Origin of the sequence: Streptomyces sp. DH10, assembly GCF_029813805.1 — a bacterium.
In the GTDB taxonomy this organism is placed as follows: domain Bacteria; phylum Actinomycetota; class Actinomycetes; order Streptomycetales; family Streptomycetaceae; genus Streptomyces; species Streptomyces coeruleofuscus.
In genome coordinates this window covers 201,777-216,731 of the sequence record NZ_JARVKU010000010.1, presented here as the reverse complement: position 1 = coordinate 216,731, position 14,955 = coordinate 201,777, and the positions used below count along the sequence as shown (strand labels likewise).

At 71.6% G+C, this 14,955-nt stretch carries 13 protein-coding genes and 1 pseudogene; 5 read left to right on the top strand and 9 right to left on the bottom strand.

Annotated features, from left to right (window positions below; all coding sequences use genetic code 11):
- The first annotated feature begins 61 nt into the window (after positions 1 to 61).
- The 3 genes from QC385_RS22145 to QC385_RS22135 are packed head-to-tail and all read left to right on the top strand — an operon-like array spanning position 62 to position 1,811.
- Positions 62 to 892, top strand: coding sequence for an aldo/keto reductase (locus QC385_RS22145; RefSeq protein ID WP_279543055.1), 831 nt, complete (start codon positions 62 to 64; stop codon positions 890 to 892).
- Positions 893 to 946: 54 nt separating this feature from the next.
- On the top strand, positions 947 to 1,561 hold the full coding sequence (locus QC385_RS22140) for a DNA polymerase ligase N-terminal domain-containing protein (RefSeq protein WP_279543054.1): 615 nt from the start codon (positions 947 to 949) through the stop codon (positions 1,559 to 1,561).
- Positions 1,562 to 1,568: 7 nt separating this feature from the next.
- Complete coding sequence (locus QC385_RS22135; RefSeq protein WP_279543053.1) at positions 1,569 to 1,811, top strand: hypothetical protein; 243 nt, start codon at positions 1,569 to 1,571, stop codon at positions 1,809 to 1,811.
- 135 nt (positions 1,812 to 1,946) lie between these two features.
- Here QC385_RS22135 and QC385_RS22130 read toward each other — a convergent pair whose 3' ends face one another.
- The 4 genes from QC385_RS22130 to QC385_RS22115 form a co-directional block, all read right to left on the bottom strand.
- Positions 1,947 to 2,843: a carbohydrate ABC transporter permease gene (locus QC385_RS22130; RefSeq protein ID WP_279543052.1), complete on the bottom strand. Its 897-nt coding sequence runs from the start codon at positions 2,841 to 2,843 to the stop codon at positions 1,947 to 1,949.
- Positions 2,840 to 4,021 carry a carbohydrate ABC transporter permease gene (locus QC385_RS22125; protein ID WP_279543051.1) on the bottom strand — a complete coding sequence of 394 codons (1,182 nt, stop codon included), beginning with the start codon at positions 4,019 to 4,021 and terminating at the stop codon, positions 2,840 to 2,842. Before QC385_RS22125 ends, QC385_RS22130 begins: the two co-directional genes overlap by 4 nt.
- A gap of 6 nt (positions 4,022 to 4,027) precedes the next feature.
- Entirely contained in the window at positions 4,028 to 5,272 is a 1,245-nt protein-coding gene (locus QC385_RS22120) for a sugar ABC transporter substrate-binding protein (RefSeq protein WP_279543049.1), read from the bottom strand.
- A gap of 146 nt (positions 5,273 to 5,418) precedes the next feature.
- Complete coding sequence (locus QC385_RS22115) at positions 5,419 to 6,483, bottom strand: LacI family DNA-binding transcriptional regulator (RefSeq protein ID WP_279543048.1); 1,065 nt, start codon at positions 6,481 to 6,483, stop codon at positions 5,419 to 5,421.
- 121 nt (positions 6,484 to 6,604) lie between these two features.
- On the opposite strand from QC385_RS22115, the gene QC385_RS22110 reads away from it, so the two are divergent.
- Positions 6,605 to 8,725: an amylo-alpha-1,6-glucosidase gene (locus QC385_RS22110; protein ID WP_279543046.1), complete on the top strand. Its 2,121-nt coding sequence runs from the start codon at positions 6,605 to 6,607 to the stop codon at positions 8,723 to 8,725.
- A gap of 367 nt (positions 8,726 to 9,092) precedes the next feature.
- On the opposite strand, the gene QC385_RS22105 is transcribed toward QC385_RS22110, so the two are convergent.
- The 4 genes from QC385_RS22105 to QC385_RS22090 form a co-directional block, all read right to left on the bottom strand.
- The gene (locus QC385_RS22105) at positions 9,093 to 11,435 is read right to left on the bottom strand and encodes an ATP-binding SpoIIE family protein phosphatase (protein WP_279543045.1); all 2,343 of its coding nucleotides are present in this window, start codon (positions 11,433 to 11,435) and stop codon (positions 9,093 to 9,095) included.
- A gap of 61 nt (positions 11,436 to 11,496) precedes the next feature.
- Positions 11,497 to 11,964 (bottom strand): peroxiredoxin, encoded by a 468-nt coding sequence (locus QC385_RS22100; protein ID WP_279543044.1) that lies wholly within the window; start codon positions 11,962 to 11,964, stop codon positions 11,497 to 11,499.
- Complete coding sequence (locus QC385_RS22095; RefSeq protein WP_279543043.1) at positions 11,961 to 12,341, bottom strand: DoxX family protein; 381 nt, start codon at positions 12,339 to 12,341, stop codon at positions 11,961 to 11,963. Before QC385_RS22095 ends, QC385_RS22100 begins: the two co-directional genes overlap by 4 nt.
- Positions 12,342 to 12,417: 76 nt before the next feature.
- Positions 12,418 to 13,164 (bottom strand): AraC family transcriptional regulator, encoded by a 747-nt coding sequence (locus QC385_RS22090; RefSeq protein WP_279543042.1) that lies wholly within the window; start codon positions 13,162 to 13,164, stop codon positions 12,418 to 12,420.
- A gap of 90 nt (positions 13,165 to 13,254) precedes the next feature.
- On the opposite strand from QC385_RS22090, the pseudogene QC385_RS22085 reads away from it, so the two are divergent.
- Positions 13,255 to 14,412: pseudogene (locus QC385_RS22085) on the top strand (MFS transporter).
- Between the two features lie 9 nt (positions 14,413 to 14,421).
- Here QC385_RS22085 and QC385_RS22080 read toward each other — a convergent pair.
- Positions 14,422 to 14,937, bottom strand: a complete 516-nt coding sequence (locus tag QC385_RS22080; RefSeq protein WP_279543041.1) for a MarR family winged helix-turn-helix transcriptional regulator — start codon at positions 14,935 to 14,937, stop codon at positions 14,422 to 14,424.
- Positions 14,938 to 14,955: the final 18 nt, after the last annotated feature.

Below are 14,955 nucleotides of genomic sequence, written 5' to 3'. Positions count from 1 at the left end.
GGAGGGACGACACAGGCAGAAGACACAGACAGACGACACACGTCAACGGGAAGGTCCGACGGTGATCAGCATCCCGACGCACACGCTCAACGACGGTACGACGCTCCCCGCCCTGGGGCTGGGCACCTGGCCGCTCGGCGACGACGAGGCGCAGCAGGCGGTGCTCTCGGCCCTGGAAGCGGGCTACCGCCTGATCGACACGGCGACGAACTACCGCAACGAGACGGGGGTCGGCCGGGCCGTGGCCTCCGGCGTGGTGCCGCGCGAGGAGATCGTCGTGACGACGAAGCTCCCGGGCCGCCACCACGGCTACGAGGAGACGCTGGCCTCCTTCGAGGAGTCCCGGACGCGTCTGGGTCTGGAGTACGTCGACCTGTACCTGATCCACTGGCCGCTGCCGCGCGTGGACCGGTACGTCGACTCCTGGAAGGCCATGATCAGGCTGCGCGAGGAGGGACTCGTACGCTCCATCGGCGTCTCGAACTTCACGGCCGGGCACATCGAGCGGCTGGAGAAGGAGACCGGGGTGCTGCCCTCCGTCAACCAGATCGAGCTGCACCCGTTCCTGCCGCAGGAGGAGCTGCACGCCTTCCACGCGGGCAAGGGCGTCCTCACCGAGAGCTGGAGCCCGCTTGGCCGGGGCACGTCCCTGCTTCAGGACCCCGCCGTGGCGCGGATCGCCGAGGCGCACGGGGTGACGCCCGGGCAGGTCGTGCTGCGCTGGCACACGCAGGTCGGCGCGGTGCCCATCCCGAAGTCGGCGAACCCCGAGCGGCAGCGCGAGAACCTCGACGTGTTCGGCTTCGAGCTGAGCGAGGACGAGATGACCGCCGTCGCGGACCGGGCGCAGCGGCGCGTCGGCGGGGACCCCGAGGTGCACGAGGAGTTCTGACGGGTACCCGGGGCCCGCGAGGAGTTCTGCCCGCGAGGCAGGAAGGAGCCGCAGGTGGCTGAGCGGGACCGGCTGCGGGACTACCGCGGCAAGCGCGACTTCGGCCGGACCGCGGAGCCCCGGGGCAGCGGGGAGTCCGCCGGGGACCGGCCGCGGTTCGTGGTGCAGATCCATGACGCGAGCACGATGCACTTCGACTTCCGGTTGCAGGTGGACGACGTCCTGAAGTCCTGGTCGATCCCCAAGGGCCCCTCGGCGGACCCGAAGGACAAGCGGCTGGCCGTGCCCACGGAGGACCATCCGCTGGAGTACGAGGAGTTCGAGGGCGTGATCCCCCGCGGCGAGTACGGCGGCGGCACGGTGATCGTCTGGGACCACGGCACGTACGAGCCGCTGAGCCACGACCGCGAGGGGCGGCCCGTCGACTTCGCGGAGTCTTTGGAGCGCGGGCACGCCACGTTCCGGCTGAGCGGGGCGAAACTGCGCGGCGAGTACGCACTGACCCGGTTCCGCGGCGGTCAGGGCGGTGACGGGGAGGAGGCCTGGCTGCTGGTGAAGCGGGCCGGTGGCCGGGCCCGTACGCACGGCGCTCCCGACCCGCGCCGGGCGCGATCGGCCATGTCCGGGCGCACCCTCGCCCAGGTCGCCTCGGACGCGGCCGGATCGTGAAACGGCGATGGCCGGTCTCGTGGACACCCTGCCCGAGGGGCAGCGGCGGCTGCTCGGGGCGGCCCGTCCGGGGGCGGAACGGGCGGCGCGCCCGATGCTCGCCACGCTGAGCGACCGGCGCGACTTCTCGGAGGAGGAGTGGGTGTTCGAGCGGAAGTCCTGGACAGGGTTCGGGGCTGTCCATTGTCCATGTGGGCCAGGACCCGTCCGGTCAGCGGGGAGTTACACCGGACAGGCCCTGGCGGATTGAAAGGGGTGTTTCCCTCCCACGCGTCGATGGTGTGGCCGAGGCGGGCGCCGGGTGCCGTGCGGACCCGTAGTCGCCAGGGGCCGGGGGCGGTCCGCGCGGGACGGTGCCCGGGTGGAGGGCGCCGTCGCGGTGGGGCTATTCCTTGACGGCGCCCGCGTTGGCGCCTTGGACGAAGTAGCGCTGGAAGCAGAAGAACAGTGCGGCGACGGGGATGGTGGCCATCAGGGCAGCTGCCAGTTTCAGGGGGTACTGGGTGCCTTGGCCCAGGCTGCCGGAGACGAAGCGGGCGAGGCCGGTGGTGAGGGTTTCGTACTGGCTGGACTGGGTGGCGACGAGGAGGTTGGTGAACTCGTTCCAGGAGCCCTGGAAGGACAGGATGGTCAGGGTGATCAGGGCGGGGCGGGCCATGGGCAGGACGATCGACCAGAAGGTGCGGAAGACGCCGGCGCCGTCCATCTTCGCGGCCTCCTCGACCTCGCGGGGGATGGACTCGAAGAACTGCTTCATGATGAAGATGCCCACGGCGTCCACCAGCAGCGGCAGGATCATGGCGGCGTAGGTGTCGAACAGCCCGAAGATGTTGAGCACCAGGAACTTCGGGATCAGCAGGGCCACGGGCGGCACCGCCAGGATGGTGATGACGAAGGCGAACAGGAGCCTGCGGCCGGGGAAGTTCAGGCGGGCGAGCGCATAGCCGGCCATCGAGTCGAACAGCACGCGTCCGGCCGTGACGGTGACAGCCAGGAAGACGGAGTTCCCCAGCCAGCGGAAGAAGGGCACCGCGTCGCCGGACTGGCTCAGGCCGAACAGCTGCTGGTAGGCGGCGGTCGTGGGGGTGGTGGGGATCAGCCCGAGGGGGTGCGCGGCCGCATCCGGGTCAGTTTTGAAGCCGGTGACCAATTGCAGGATGAACGGGAACAGGTACAGCAGGCCGAGCGCGATGACGGTCGTGTAGCCGAGGATGCGCAGCGGCAGGGGGAACCGTTCCAGTACCGGGCGCCCCTGTGCCCGGGCGGCGGCCTTGGCGTTCATCGGTTCCTCCGGGTTCGGGGGGTGCGTTCGCGCAACAGGAAGCGCTGTGCGGCGGTGAGGGCGAGGATGATGATCAGCAGGACGAAGGCGATGGCCGCGCCCTGGCCGAAGTTGGCGTCGTCGAAGGCGTTCGAGTAGGACAGGTAGGCCGGGGTCAGGGTGGTGTTGCCGGGGGCGCCGCCGCTCATGACGTAGACCTGGTCGAAGACCTGCCAGGTGGCGATGAGGCCGAGGGTGACCACGAGGAAGATCACGGGCCGCAGCGCGGGCAGGATCACGTGGCGCAGCATCTGGAGGCGGCTGACGCCTTCGATGGCGGCGGCCTCCTCCAGCTCGCGCGGGATGCCCTGGAGGGCGGCGAGGAAGATCAGCATGAAGGTGCCGGAGGTCGTCCACACCGCGAGCATGATGATCACGCACATGGCGACGGACGGCCCGGACAGCCAGTCGAACCAGGACAGGCCCATCACGTGGTGGTCGGCGAGGAAGCCCGAAGGGTGGTCCGAGTCGACGATGCCCAGTGCACCGAGCAGCAGGGAGAGCACGCCACGGGGATCGTTGAACCAGCTGGGGCCCTTCACCCCGATCCAGGACAGCGCCGTGTTGACGGCGCCGCTGCCCTGGAACAGGAAGAGGAAGATCGTGGAGACCGCGATCGAGCTGGTGACCGAGGGGAAGAAGAACGCGGTGCGCACAGCGCTACGGGCGCGCAGTATCCGCTGGTTGACGATCAGTGCCAGCACCAGGGCGAGGATCGTCTGGATCGGCACGGTCAGCAGCACGTAGTAGGCGTTGTTGCGCAGTGAGGTCGCGAACAGTGTGCGGTCCAGGCCGTCCTCGGCGAACAGGGCCCGGTAGTTGTCCAGGCCCACGAACTTCGCCTGGCCGCTGAAGGGGTTGGACTGGCCGTCCCAGTGCAGCAGGCTCACCCACAGCGCCATCAGGATCGGCAGGACGAAGAACAGGCCGAGGACGATCACCATGGGACTGACGAACAGCCAGCCCCAGGGACCTTCGCCGCGGCGTCCCACACGCGGGGCGGGCTTGATGCGGGACGCCGCGGCCGAGCCGGGCCCGCCGGGCGCGTCAGGGACGCCCGGCGAGTCGGCCGTACGGGGACCCCCGCCCGCGCGGGAACGCGGGTTCGGGCGAGGAGTCTGTGACGTACTGGAGGGCATGGCGGCTCAGTCGCCCTTCGTCAGGGCCTGCTCGCCATTGCGCTGCAGGTCGGAGAGGATCTTCTTCGCATCACCGGTGCCCAGCGCGGCGAGGTCGGTGTTGAACTGGGTCAGCACCTTGTCGAAGCCGGCGACCGTCACGGGGCCCTGTGCGTAGGCCGTGCCGTCCGCCCACGCCTTGACCGCCGGGTACTTCTTCGCATACTCGGCAAGCGCGCTGGTACGGGACGGCATCACACCGAAGGCGTCGGCGTTCTTCAGCTGCTGGGTCGCGGAGGTCAGATACTTCACCAGGTCCACGGCCGCAGTCCGGTGCGTGCTGTCCTGGGCGACACCCCAGCACTGGCTGAAGGCGAGGGTGCCCTTGCCGGCCGGACCGGCGGGCAGCGGGACGACCGTGTACTTCACGTCCGGGAAGTCCGCCTTCATGGCGCCGGTGAGCCAGTTGCCCTCGATGGTCATGGCGGCCTTGCCCTTGCCGAAGGCTTCGCCACCCCAGCCGGTGTCGACCTGGCTGGCGTACTTCATGGAGCCGGACTTCAGCAGCGTCTGCACGTAGTCGAGTGCCTTGGTGTTCTGTGTGCTGTCGGCGGTCATCTTCGTCTGGTCGCTGTTGGTGATCCAGCCGCCGGCCTCCTTCATGAAGACGCCGACTCTCGCGTACTCGCCGTTGGTGACCAGCCCGGTGACCTTGCCCTTGGTCAGCTTGGCCGCGACGGTCCTCAGCTGGGCCCAGGTGGTCGGGTAGTCCTTGGCGGTCAGCCCGGCCTTCTTCCACAGGTCGGTGTTGATCGCCAGGGCGAGGGTGGAGGTGTCCTTGGGCAGGCACACCAGCTTCCCGTCGTAGGTGAAGGAGGTGCGCAGCTGGGCGGAGAAGTCGTCGGTGTCCTTGATCTGGTCGCCGTAGGGGTAGAGGGAGCCGCCCTTGGCGTAGTTGGCGAACTGGCTGGAGTCGACGTAGAAGGCGTCCGGCGGCTTGTTCCCGGCGAAGGACTGACCAAGCTGCTGGTTGATGTCCTTGGCCAGGTCCACGGTCACCGTGTTGCCGGACTGCTTGGCCCAGGCGGCTGCCGCATCCTTGACGGCCTTGGTCTCCGCGTTACCGGAGGAGGCGATCAGCACCGTGAGGTGCTGCTTGGAGCTGGTGTCCTGCGCGGTCTTCTTGTCGCTGCCGAAACTCGACGAGCAGCCGGTGGCGGCAAGGAGCGCCGCGCAGGTGACGAGGGCCGCGACGGCCGTACGGTTGGGCATTGCTTCCTCCGAGGGTTACGGGGTGGTGCGTGCGGCTCCTCCCGGGCACACGAGGGCGTGGGCCAGGGGTGTGGGGGTGGAGGAGAAGAAACGTTTCGAGGTGGGGCGGGACCTGCCGGGCAGGGAAGGCAGGACGGTCGAGGGAGTTACGCCTGGGCGGACAGCGGCGCGCCGGCGCTGTCGCGCACGATCAGGGACGGCTTCAGCAGGAGCCGCTCGGGCGGGGAGTCAGGGGCGGCGATCCGGGCCAGCAGCAGTCGTACGCACTCCCGGCCGACCTCCTCCAGCGGCTGGGCGACGGAGGACAGGCCGGGCGAGAGCAGCTCGGCGGTCGGCGAGTCGTCGAAGCCGATCACGGCGACGTCACGGCCCGGGGTGAGGCCACGCTCGCGCAGCGTCTGGTAGCAGCCGAGAGCGAGTATGTCGCTTGCCGCGACGATGGCGGTCGCGCCGCCGTCCAGCAGCGGTTTCGCCGCGGCACGCGCAGCCTCGATGTCGTTCACGATGCTCTGCCCGCGCCGGCCGCGGGTGGGAAATCCGTGCCGACGCATGGCCCGCTGCCAGCCCTGGGCACGGTCGTCACCCGCGCCGGAGGTGCCACGCTCCCAGCCGAGGAAGGCGATCTTGCGATGTCCGAGGGCTACCAGGTGCTCGACCGCCGCGTCCGTGCCCGAGGCGCCGTCGACGTCGACCCAGTCGCCGAGGGGCCGTCCCGACCACATTCGGCCGAACCCGATGAACGGCACGTCCCGCTTGGTCAGCCATGACTGGCGTGGGTCACCGCGCTCTGTGCCACTGAGCACAAAGCCGTCGACCTCGTGCTGAGCCAGCAGTTCCTCGTAGCCCTCCAGGCTCGGGCCGTCGGGCGGGGAGGCGAACAGCAGGATCCGGTACCCCGCCTCGTCGGCGGCATCCGACAGGGCGTGCAGGAAGCGGTCCATGACCGCGCCCGCGGTGCCGGGCGGCGTGGGCTGGATGCCGTAGCCGATGAGCTTGCTCGAACCGCTGCGCAGTGTCTGCGCCGCCCGGCTGGGCCGGTAGCCCATCTCATCGATCGCGCGGCGGACCCGCTCCAGGGTCTCGGGCCGCAGCATGTCCGGCGAGTTGATCGCGTTGGACACGGTCTGCATCGAGACCCCGGCCCGGGCGGCGACCATGGCGAGGGTCACCGGTCCCCCGTTGGGCGAGGGGTTCTTACTTGAGCGGGGCATGCGGCTCTCCGACGTGCAGAAGATCTTGTGTACTCGGTTTTAGCGTTCCAAATACGTTGTCATCGCTCTGAAGAGTGCTTACTGTCTTTGGAACGTTCGAATGCAGAGAGGTTCTACTTCCTTGGACACCACTGTCAAGCCCCAGGACACAGGCGGTTCGGTCACCGCAGCCCCGTCCGCGAGCGCGGGCCTGCAGCCGTTCCTGCATGATGCGGTCGTCACGCTGCACGCGCCGAGCCTCGTCATCTCGCATGCGGACGGGCAGCTCAACGGGGGTGCGGACGGCTTTTATCACGGCGACCGCCGGGCCCTTTCCCGCCTCACCGTCGCCGCCGAAGGAATCCCGCTGGCGCCGGTCACGGGGGGCCTGCGGGGTGCGGACCGTGCGGAGTTCCGGGCCGTCCTGCGCGGTCTCGGCGAGGTCACACCCGACCCGGCCGTGGCCCTCCGGCGCCGCCGCAGCACGACGGCAGGCCGGTTCGAGGAGCACCTGGAGGTCGCCAACGCCGGCAGCCGACACGTCCACCTCAGGCTGACGGTGACCGCCGGGACGGACCTCGCCACCATGGACCAGGTCAAGTCGGGACGCGCTCGCGAGGAAGTGCCGCCCCAGGCTTCGGACAGCGCCACCATCGGTCTGGCATGGGCGGGTGACGGCTTCACCGCCCGCCTGGTCAGCGAACCGGCGCCGGACGAACTGAACGTGCAAACGGGACGGCTGTCGTACGACGTCGAGCTGGCCCCCGGTGCCTCGTGGTCGGTGACGCTGTCCTGTACGGCCGCGTACGCGGGCGGCGATCAGTTCCCGCCCCCGCCCGCGGACCAGATGCCATGGAGCATCCCCGTGCTGCGCAGCGCGGACCGCAGCCTGGACCGCTGGCTGAAGCAGTCCCTCGCCGACCTGGACCGCCTGCGCCTGACCGACCCGCGGTCACAGAAGGACCGGCCGGACCAGTTCCTCGCGGCGGGCGCACCCTGGTTCCTGACTCTCTTCGGGCGCGACGCCCTGTGGGCCGCCCGCATGCTGCTCCCCCTCGGCACCGGCCTCGCGGCCGGTACGCTGCGCACCCTCGCCCGTCGGCAAGGTGCCGTCACCGACCCCGCGACGGAGGAACAGCCGGGCAAGATCCTGCACGAAGTCCGCCGCGACAACATCAAGCTCGGCGACCGGCTCTCACTGCCCTCGGTGTACTACGGCACGGTCGACGCCACCCCACTGTGGATCACCCTCCTCCACGACGCCTGGCGCTGGGGACTCGATCCGGCCGAGGTCGAACTGCTCCTGCCCCACGCCGAGTCCGCCCTCGCCTGGATGCGCGACCAGGCAGCAGCCGACGGCTTCCTCAAGTACATCGACCAGACCGGCCAGGGCCTGTCCAACCAGGGCTGGAAGGACTCCGACGACTCCATCCGCTACCGCGACGGCAGCCGCGCCCACGCACCCATCGCCCTGTGCGAAGTGCAGGCGTACGCCTACGAGGCCGCGCGCTGCGGAGCCGCACTCCTGCGGGCGTTCGGCCGCCCGGGAGCCGATGAGTGGGAGGCATGGGCCGAGCGGCTCGCCGCCCGCTTCCGCGACCGCTTCTGGGTGAGCGACGAACACGGCCCCTACCCGGCCGTGGCTCTCGACGGCGACGGCAAGCCGGTCGACTCGGTCACCTCCGGCTTCGGCCACCTCCTCGGCACCGGCCTGCTCAACGCCGAGGAGAGCGCGCTGCTCGCGGCCCGCATCGCCGGAGGGGACCTGGACGCGGGCCACGGCCTGCGCACGCTGAGCAGTGACGCGGCGGGCTACAACCCCTACGGCTACCACGTGGGGTCCATCTGGCCGCACGACACCGCGATCGCGGTCCACGGCCTGGTCAAGGCCGGGTTCTCCGACGCTGCCGCCTCACTGGCAGCCGGCCTGCTGACCGCGTCGACGGCCTTTGACGCCCGCCTCCCGGAGCTCTTCGCCGGCCACGGCAGCCAGGAGAGCCCGACTCCCGCCCACTACCCGGCGTCCTGCCGGCCGCAGGCATGGGCGGCCACGTCCGCGATCCTCGTGCTCCAAGCGGCCCTCGGCCTGAGCGCGGACGTCCCGGGCGGTACGGTCACGGTGGCGCCGGCCTTCGCCGCGACGTACGCACCGCTCAGGGTGACGGGGCTCCAAGTCGGCGGAGACCAGCTGGACGTCACGGTAACGGCGGACGGAACGGTAAACATGACCGCTCCGGCAAGGCTGGCCATGGTTGGACCCTGATGCCGCGTCACCGAGCCGGCCCCGTCGCGCAGACCACGCTGCGGGATGGCCACCGACAGCTGGAAGCCGTGGGCAGCGGACAAGGGCAGACCCTGTCCTTGACTTCTGTGCCGTGGACACCTCAACAGCGCACCAATGAAGCTGGACGACATCCGCGTTCCGGCGGTCCGGGAGGGCGAGCGGGTGACGCTGCTGTCCCGGTCGGGCCGCCGCCGAACGACACCACACCCATCCGGAGATCGTGGAGGCGCTCGCGACCCAGTCGTCTGCCGACTTCGACCGCGTTCGCCGAGTGGCCCCGTGACGGCATGCTGCTCTGCGGGAACGTCCGTCGGAACGCGCTGCCGCGTGAGCGTGAGCGGTCCGGTCAGAACAGTGGCGTGAGCGGCTGTTCGCACCAGATGGTCTTGCCCCGGGTGGTCTGCCGGCTGCCCCAGCGCTGGGTGAGCTGGGCGACCAGCAGCAGTCCGCGTCCGCCCTCGTCGTCCTGGTGGGCCCGCCGCAGGTGCGGGGAGGTCGAACTGCCGTCGGACACCTCGCAGATGAGGGTCCGGTCGCGGATCAGACGGAGCTGGATGGGCGTGGCGCCGTACCGGATGGCGTTGGTGACCAGTTCGCTGACGACGAGTTCGGTGACGAAGGCCGTCTCGTCCAGCCCCCACGCGGTGAGCTGTTCGGTGGCGGCCTGGCGCGTGGCGGCCACCTGCGCCGGGTCCGGGTCCACGTCCCAGGTGGCGACCTGGTCGGCGCCCAGCGCCCGGGTGCGGGCGAGCAGCAGGGCCACGTCGTCGCCGGGTTCCTCCGGCAGTACGGCCTTCAGCACGATGTCGCACTGGGCGTCGAGCGATTCGGCGGGCACGGTCAGCGCGCGGCACAGCTCGTCGGTGGCGTGGTCGACGTCGCGGTCGCGGTCCTCGACGAGCCCGTCGGTGTAGAGGGCGACGACGGAGCCCTCGGGCAGCTGGAGCTCCGTCGCCTCGAACGGCAGCCCTCCGACGCCCAGCGGCGGCCCCGCGCTCATGGGGATCAGCCGCGCGGACCCGTCGGGCAGCACCAGGGCGGGGGCGGGGTGCCCGGCGGCGGCCAGGTTCAGCCGACGCGTGACGGGATCGTAGACGGCGTACAGACAGGTCGCGCCGAGCTCGGCGACCTCGTCGCCGTCGTCGTCCGACGCGAGATGGGTGACCAGGTCGTCGAGGTGGGTGAGGAGTTCGTCCGGTGGCAGGTCCACGTCGGCGAGGGTGCGTACGGCCGTGACCAGCCGGCCCATGGTCGCCGTGGAGGGGATGCCGTGGCCCACGACGTCACCGACGACGAGCGCGACCCGGCTGCCGGATAGCGGGATCACGTCGAACCAGTCGCCGCCGATGCCGGCCGCCGAGCCGGAGGGCAGATAGCGGTGGGCGACCTGGACGGCGGCCTGGCCGGGCAGTCCCCTCGGCAGCAGGCTGTGCTGGAGGGTGAGGGCGGTGGTGCGTTCACGGGCGAAGCGGCGGGCGTTGTCGACGCAGACCGCGGCGCGGCTGGCGAGTTCCTCGGCGAACACGGCGTCGTCGGCGGCGTAGTCGTCCACCTGCCGGATGCGCACGGCCACGGCGACGCCGAGCGTGGTGCCGCGGGCCCGCAGCGGCACCGCCATCATCGAGTGGACGCCCTGGCGGTAGGGGCGGCCTTGGGGAGCGCGTGTGTTGCGCTCCGCGACCCAGCGCATGAAGGACGGCTCCCCCGCCTGGCTGACGATCGCCCGGCCCTCCCGCATCGCCCGCGCGATGGGCGAGAACCCGGGGTAGGCGTCCACTTCTCCCAGGTGGACCGCAGCTTCGGGGGTGCCCTCGGTGACGGAGCCGTGGGCGACACGGCGCAGCACGATCTCGTCGTGGGGCACGGTCGGCGACTCCTCCGCGCCGAGGACCCAGTCGAACAGGTCCACGCTCGCGAAGTCGGCGAACCGGGGCACCACCACCTCGATCAGCTCCTCGGCCGTGCGCACCACGTCCAGGGTGGTGCCGATGGCCGCGGCGGCCTCGTTCAGCAGGGCCAGCCGCTGCCGCGCCCAGTACTGCTCGGTGCTGTCGAACGCAGCCAGGGCGGTGCCCAGGACCTCACCGGAGGCGTCCCGGACGGGCCACATCTCGATGCTCCAGGCGTGCTCCCGGTTCAGGGACGGTGCGCCCGTGAAGCTCTCGTAGCGGAGCGGGCGGCCGGTCTCGACGACGTGGCGAAGGTGCCAGTTGAAGCCGAGGCTGTGCTCGGCTTCCTCGACGGTCTCCGGGAAGTGCCGCCCCAGGAGGGTCTCCTCGGGCACGCCCATCACATGGCAGGCGGCGTCGTTGAGCCGCAGGTAGCGCTGGTCGGTGTCGAACACGGACATCGACATGGACGCCTGCTGGAAGGCCTGTCCGGCGAGAGACGTCTCGGCGCCGCTGGGCGGCTCGGCGGTGATCACGTAGCCGTCCGGTGCCCCGTCCGGGCCGGTCACGGCGCAGGCTCTGACGCGGAGCCCGACCAGATAGCCGTCGTGGTGCCGCACCATGACGGTGCCCGACCGCGCGGACACCGCCTCGGGCGACACGTCCTCGGCGAGCAGTCCCCGTACGGACCGGCCCACGGCCTCCTCGGCCGGGTAGCCGGTCAGTCGCCGGGCACCCTCGCTCCACCCCGTCACGGTGCCGCGGGCGTCGATGATCGCAGCAGCGGAGGCGTCCTCCATATCATCCAGGATTATCCCTTTGTCGCCCTGTATCAACAGTGACGGAGCTTTCGTGACAGTGTCAGCCCCGGTGCGCGCGCAGGGCGGCGAGCGCCCGGTCGGCGTGCGCGTTCATGCGCAGCTCGCTGCGTACGACGTCGAGGACGGTGTGGTCCTGCCCTATGACGAACGTGGTGCGCTTGGTCGGTGCCAGGGAGAAGCCGCGCTTCACACCGAACCGCTCGCGGACCGTGCCGTCGGCATCGGACAGCAGGGGCATGCCGAGGGCGTGCTGTCCGGCGAACTCCTGCTGGCGCTCGACGGGGTCCCCGCTGATGCCGACGGGGCGTGCGCCGACGGCGGCGAACTCGGCGGCGAGATCCCGGAAGTGGCAGGCCTGTGCGGTGCAGCCGGGGGTCAGGGCTGCCGGGTAGAAGAAGAGCACGACCGGCCCCTCGGCGAGCAGTCCGGACAGGCTGCGGACGGCGCCGGTCTCGTCGGGCAGGGAGAAGTCCTCGACCTTGTCCCCGGCCTCCACGCGCGCGGTCACGACCGGCCCTCGGCGTTCCGTGCGACGCCGCGGGCCCAGAGCACGAGGGGCACCTGGAGCGGCAGGCGTCCGAAGGCCGCGGCCTTCTGCGGCGCGGGGCGGTAGCGCCAGTCGGCCGCCATCTTCACGTTGGCGGGGAAGACCCCGACGAAGAAGGCCGCCGAGGCCAGCGCGGCCGCCTTGCGGGTTCGCGGCAGCGCCAGGCCCGCGGCCAGCGCGAGCTCGGCGGCGCCGCTGGCGTAGGTCCAGGTCCTGGGCGTGCCCGGCAGGCCGCGCGGGATGGTCGCGTCGAACGGGCGTGGGGCGGCGAAGTGGGCGACCCCCGCTGCGGCCAGCAGGCCGGCGAGCAGCAGGGGCGAGCGTTCGGACCGGGACACGGTTTTCTCCTCTGATGGCCTGCCGCGCGATATTACTGGACGGTAAAGGGGTGACCGCGGCGGGGGTTTCGACGGGTCAGCCGCGGCGGTTGTGCGTGCCCGGGGTGTAGCCGAACGAGCGGCGGAAGACGTCGATGAACGCGCTGGCGGAGGACCAGCCGCAGCGGTGGGCGACGGTCGTGACGGGCAGGCCGTCGGCCAGCATCCGCAGGGCGTGATAGAGCCGCGACTGGGTGCGCCACTGCGGGAACGTCATGCCGAACTCGCCGCGGAAGAGCCGGCTGAGGGTGCGCTCCCCCACCCCGGTCGCGGCGCCGAGGGCCGCGAGGGTGCGCGCGTCGGCCGGGTCGGCGTGCACGAGCGCGCAGACGGCGGCCAGGCGCGGGTCGGCAGGCGTGGGCAGACGCAGCGGCTGCTGCGGCGAGAGGCGCAGCTGATCGCGGAGGACAGCGCGCAGCCGGCGGCGCTCGGGGCTGTCGTCGCCGGGGTCGCGGGTGTAGGCGAGGATCAGCTCGCGCAGCAGCGGGCTGACGGCGAGGACGGCCGGGTGGTGCGGGAGGAGGGGGTTGTCGTCGGCGGGCAGGCCGACCAGGTGCAGGTCGAGCCGGCCGTGGGCGCGGTGGGCGTGCACGGTGCCGGCGCGGACCCAGATGGCGCGGGTGCCGGGCGCGAACCAGGTACCGGCGTCGGTGGTGACGGCGACGACGCCGGAACCCGCGTAGACGATCTGGTGGTCGTCGTGCCGGTGCGCGTCGATACGGTCGCCCGCGGTCAGCCGCTGGGCACGGGTGGGTGCCATCGGGGTGTGGCGGATGTTCGGCACAGTCCGGCAGATTATCGGAAGCGGGCCAGGTGCTCCGACGGCGACGATCGCCGGGTGACCGCTTCCCGCCGCAACCGGCCCGTCGCTCTGATGTCCCTGGGACACGCCTGCGTGGACGTGTACCAGGGCGCCGTGGCCGCTCTGGTGCCGTACTTCGTCGCCGAGCGCGCCTACTCCTAGGCCGCCGCCTCCGGCGTCGTGCTGGCCGCCTCCCTGCTCTCGTCACTGGTGCAGCCGCTGTTCGGGGTGCTCACCGACCGGTGGCCGATGCCGTGGCTGCTGCCGCTCAGCGCGCTGACGGCCGGGGCGGGCGTCGCCCTGAGCGGGGTGACCGGCTCCTACGCGTCGACGCTGGCGGTGGTCGCCGTGTCGGGGGCCGGGGTGGCCGCCTACCATCCGGAGGCCGCCCGGGTGGCCCGGGCGGTCGCGCACGGCCGGCACTCGGCGATGGGCTGGTTTTCCTTCGGCGGCAACGCCGGTTTCGCCCTGGCACCGCTGCTGGTCTTCGCCGTGGTGGCGACGGGCGGGCTGCGCGCCTCTCCCCTGCTGGCCGTCCCGGCGGTGGCGGGAGCGGCGCTGTGTGCGGCAGCGGTGCGCGCGGCCGCGTCCGGCGCGGCGGGGACCGGCGCGTTCGTCACCGCGGGCCGGGACGACTGGCCGGCCTTCCTGCGGCTGTCCGGGGCCGTGGTCTGCCGCTCGGTCGTGTTCGTCGGCCTGAGCGCGTTCGTCTCGCTGTACGTGCGGGAGCGGACCGGCGGCGGTGAGGTGGCCGGTACGGCGGCGCTGTTCGTGCTCTACGCCGGTGGTGCGGTGGGCACGCTGGCCGGGGGACGGCTGGCCGAGCGGTACGGGCGGCTGGCGGTGGTGCGCCGGTCGTACGCCCTGACGGTGGTCGCCGTGGCCGATCTGGTCCTGGTGCCCGGGCATGCGGTGTACGTGTTCGTCGCGTTGACGTCGGCGGGCCTGTATGTGCCGTTCTCGCTGCACATCACGCTGGGCCAGGACTGTCTGCCCCGGCGGGTGGGCACCGCGAGCGGGGTCACTCTGGGGCTGACGGTGAGCGTCGGCGGCCTCGCCGCTCCCCTGCTCGGGGCGCTGGCCGACGCGACGTCCCTGCGGACGGCCCTGCTGCCGCTCATCGCCCTGCCCGCGGTGGCCCGGCTGCTGCTGTGCCGGCTGCGCGAGCCCGGACCGCCGGGCCCGGCTGTCGCCGAGCGGGCGGATCCGCGTGACCCGGCCGCACGGTGACCGGGGGGATCAGGTCCGGCCCGCCGGGGCGGACTGGGGCTCGGGCATCTCGTCGACGGAGTGGGCGAGGAAGTCGTCGACCATGCGGTGGAAGAGCGTGGCGAGCTGGCGCAGCTCCTCGGGGGACCAGTCGGACAGAGCCATCTGCATGCCGCGTACTCCGACCTCGCGGATCTTGGTGATGGCCTGCCGGCCGGCGTCGGTGAGCTCGATGCGCTGGGCGCGCCGGTCGTCGGGGTCGGGGACGCGCGTGACGTAGCCCGACTTCTGCAACTGCTGCACCGTCCGGGTGACGTGCGAGGCCTCCACTCCCAGCCGGGCGGCGAGCTCCCCCGGCCGCAGCGGCTCGGAGTCCGCGACCTGCCGCAGCAGCGCGACGGCGGCACGGTCGAGCGGCACGCCAGCCAGGGCCATCAGCCGGTCGTGCTGGCGGGCGCGCGTGCTCAGGTAGGTGATGCGGGTGAGCGCACGCTCGATCTCGACGACTTCTGGTGAGGGGACGTCGGGGAGCGGTGGTGTGGACATACGAGCCACTTTACCATC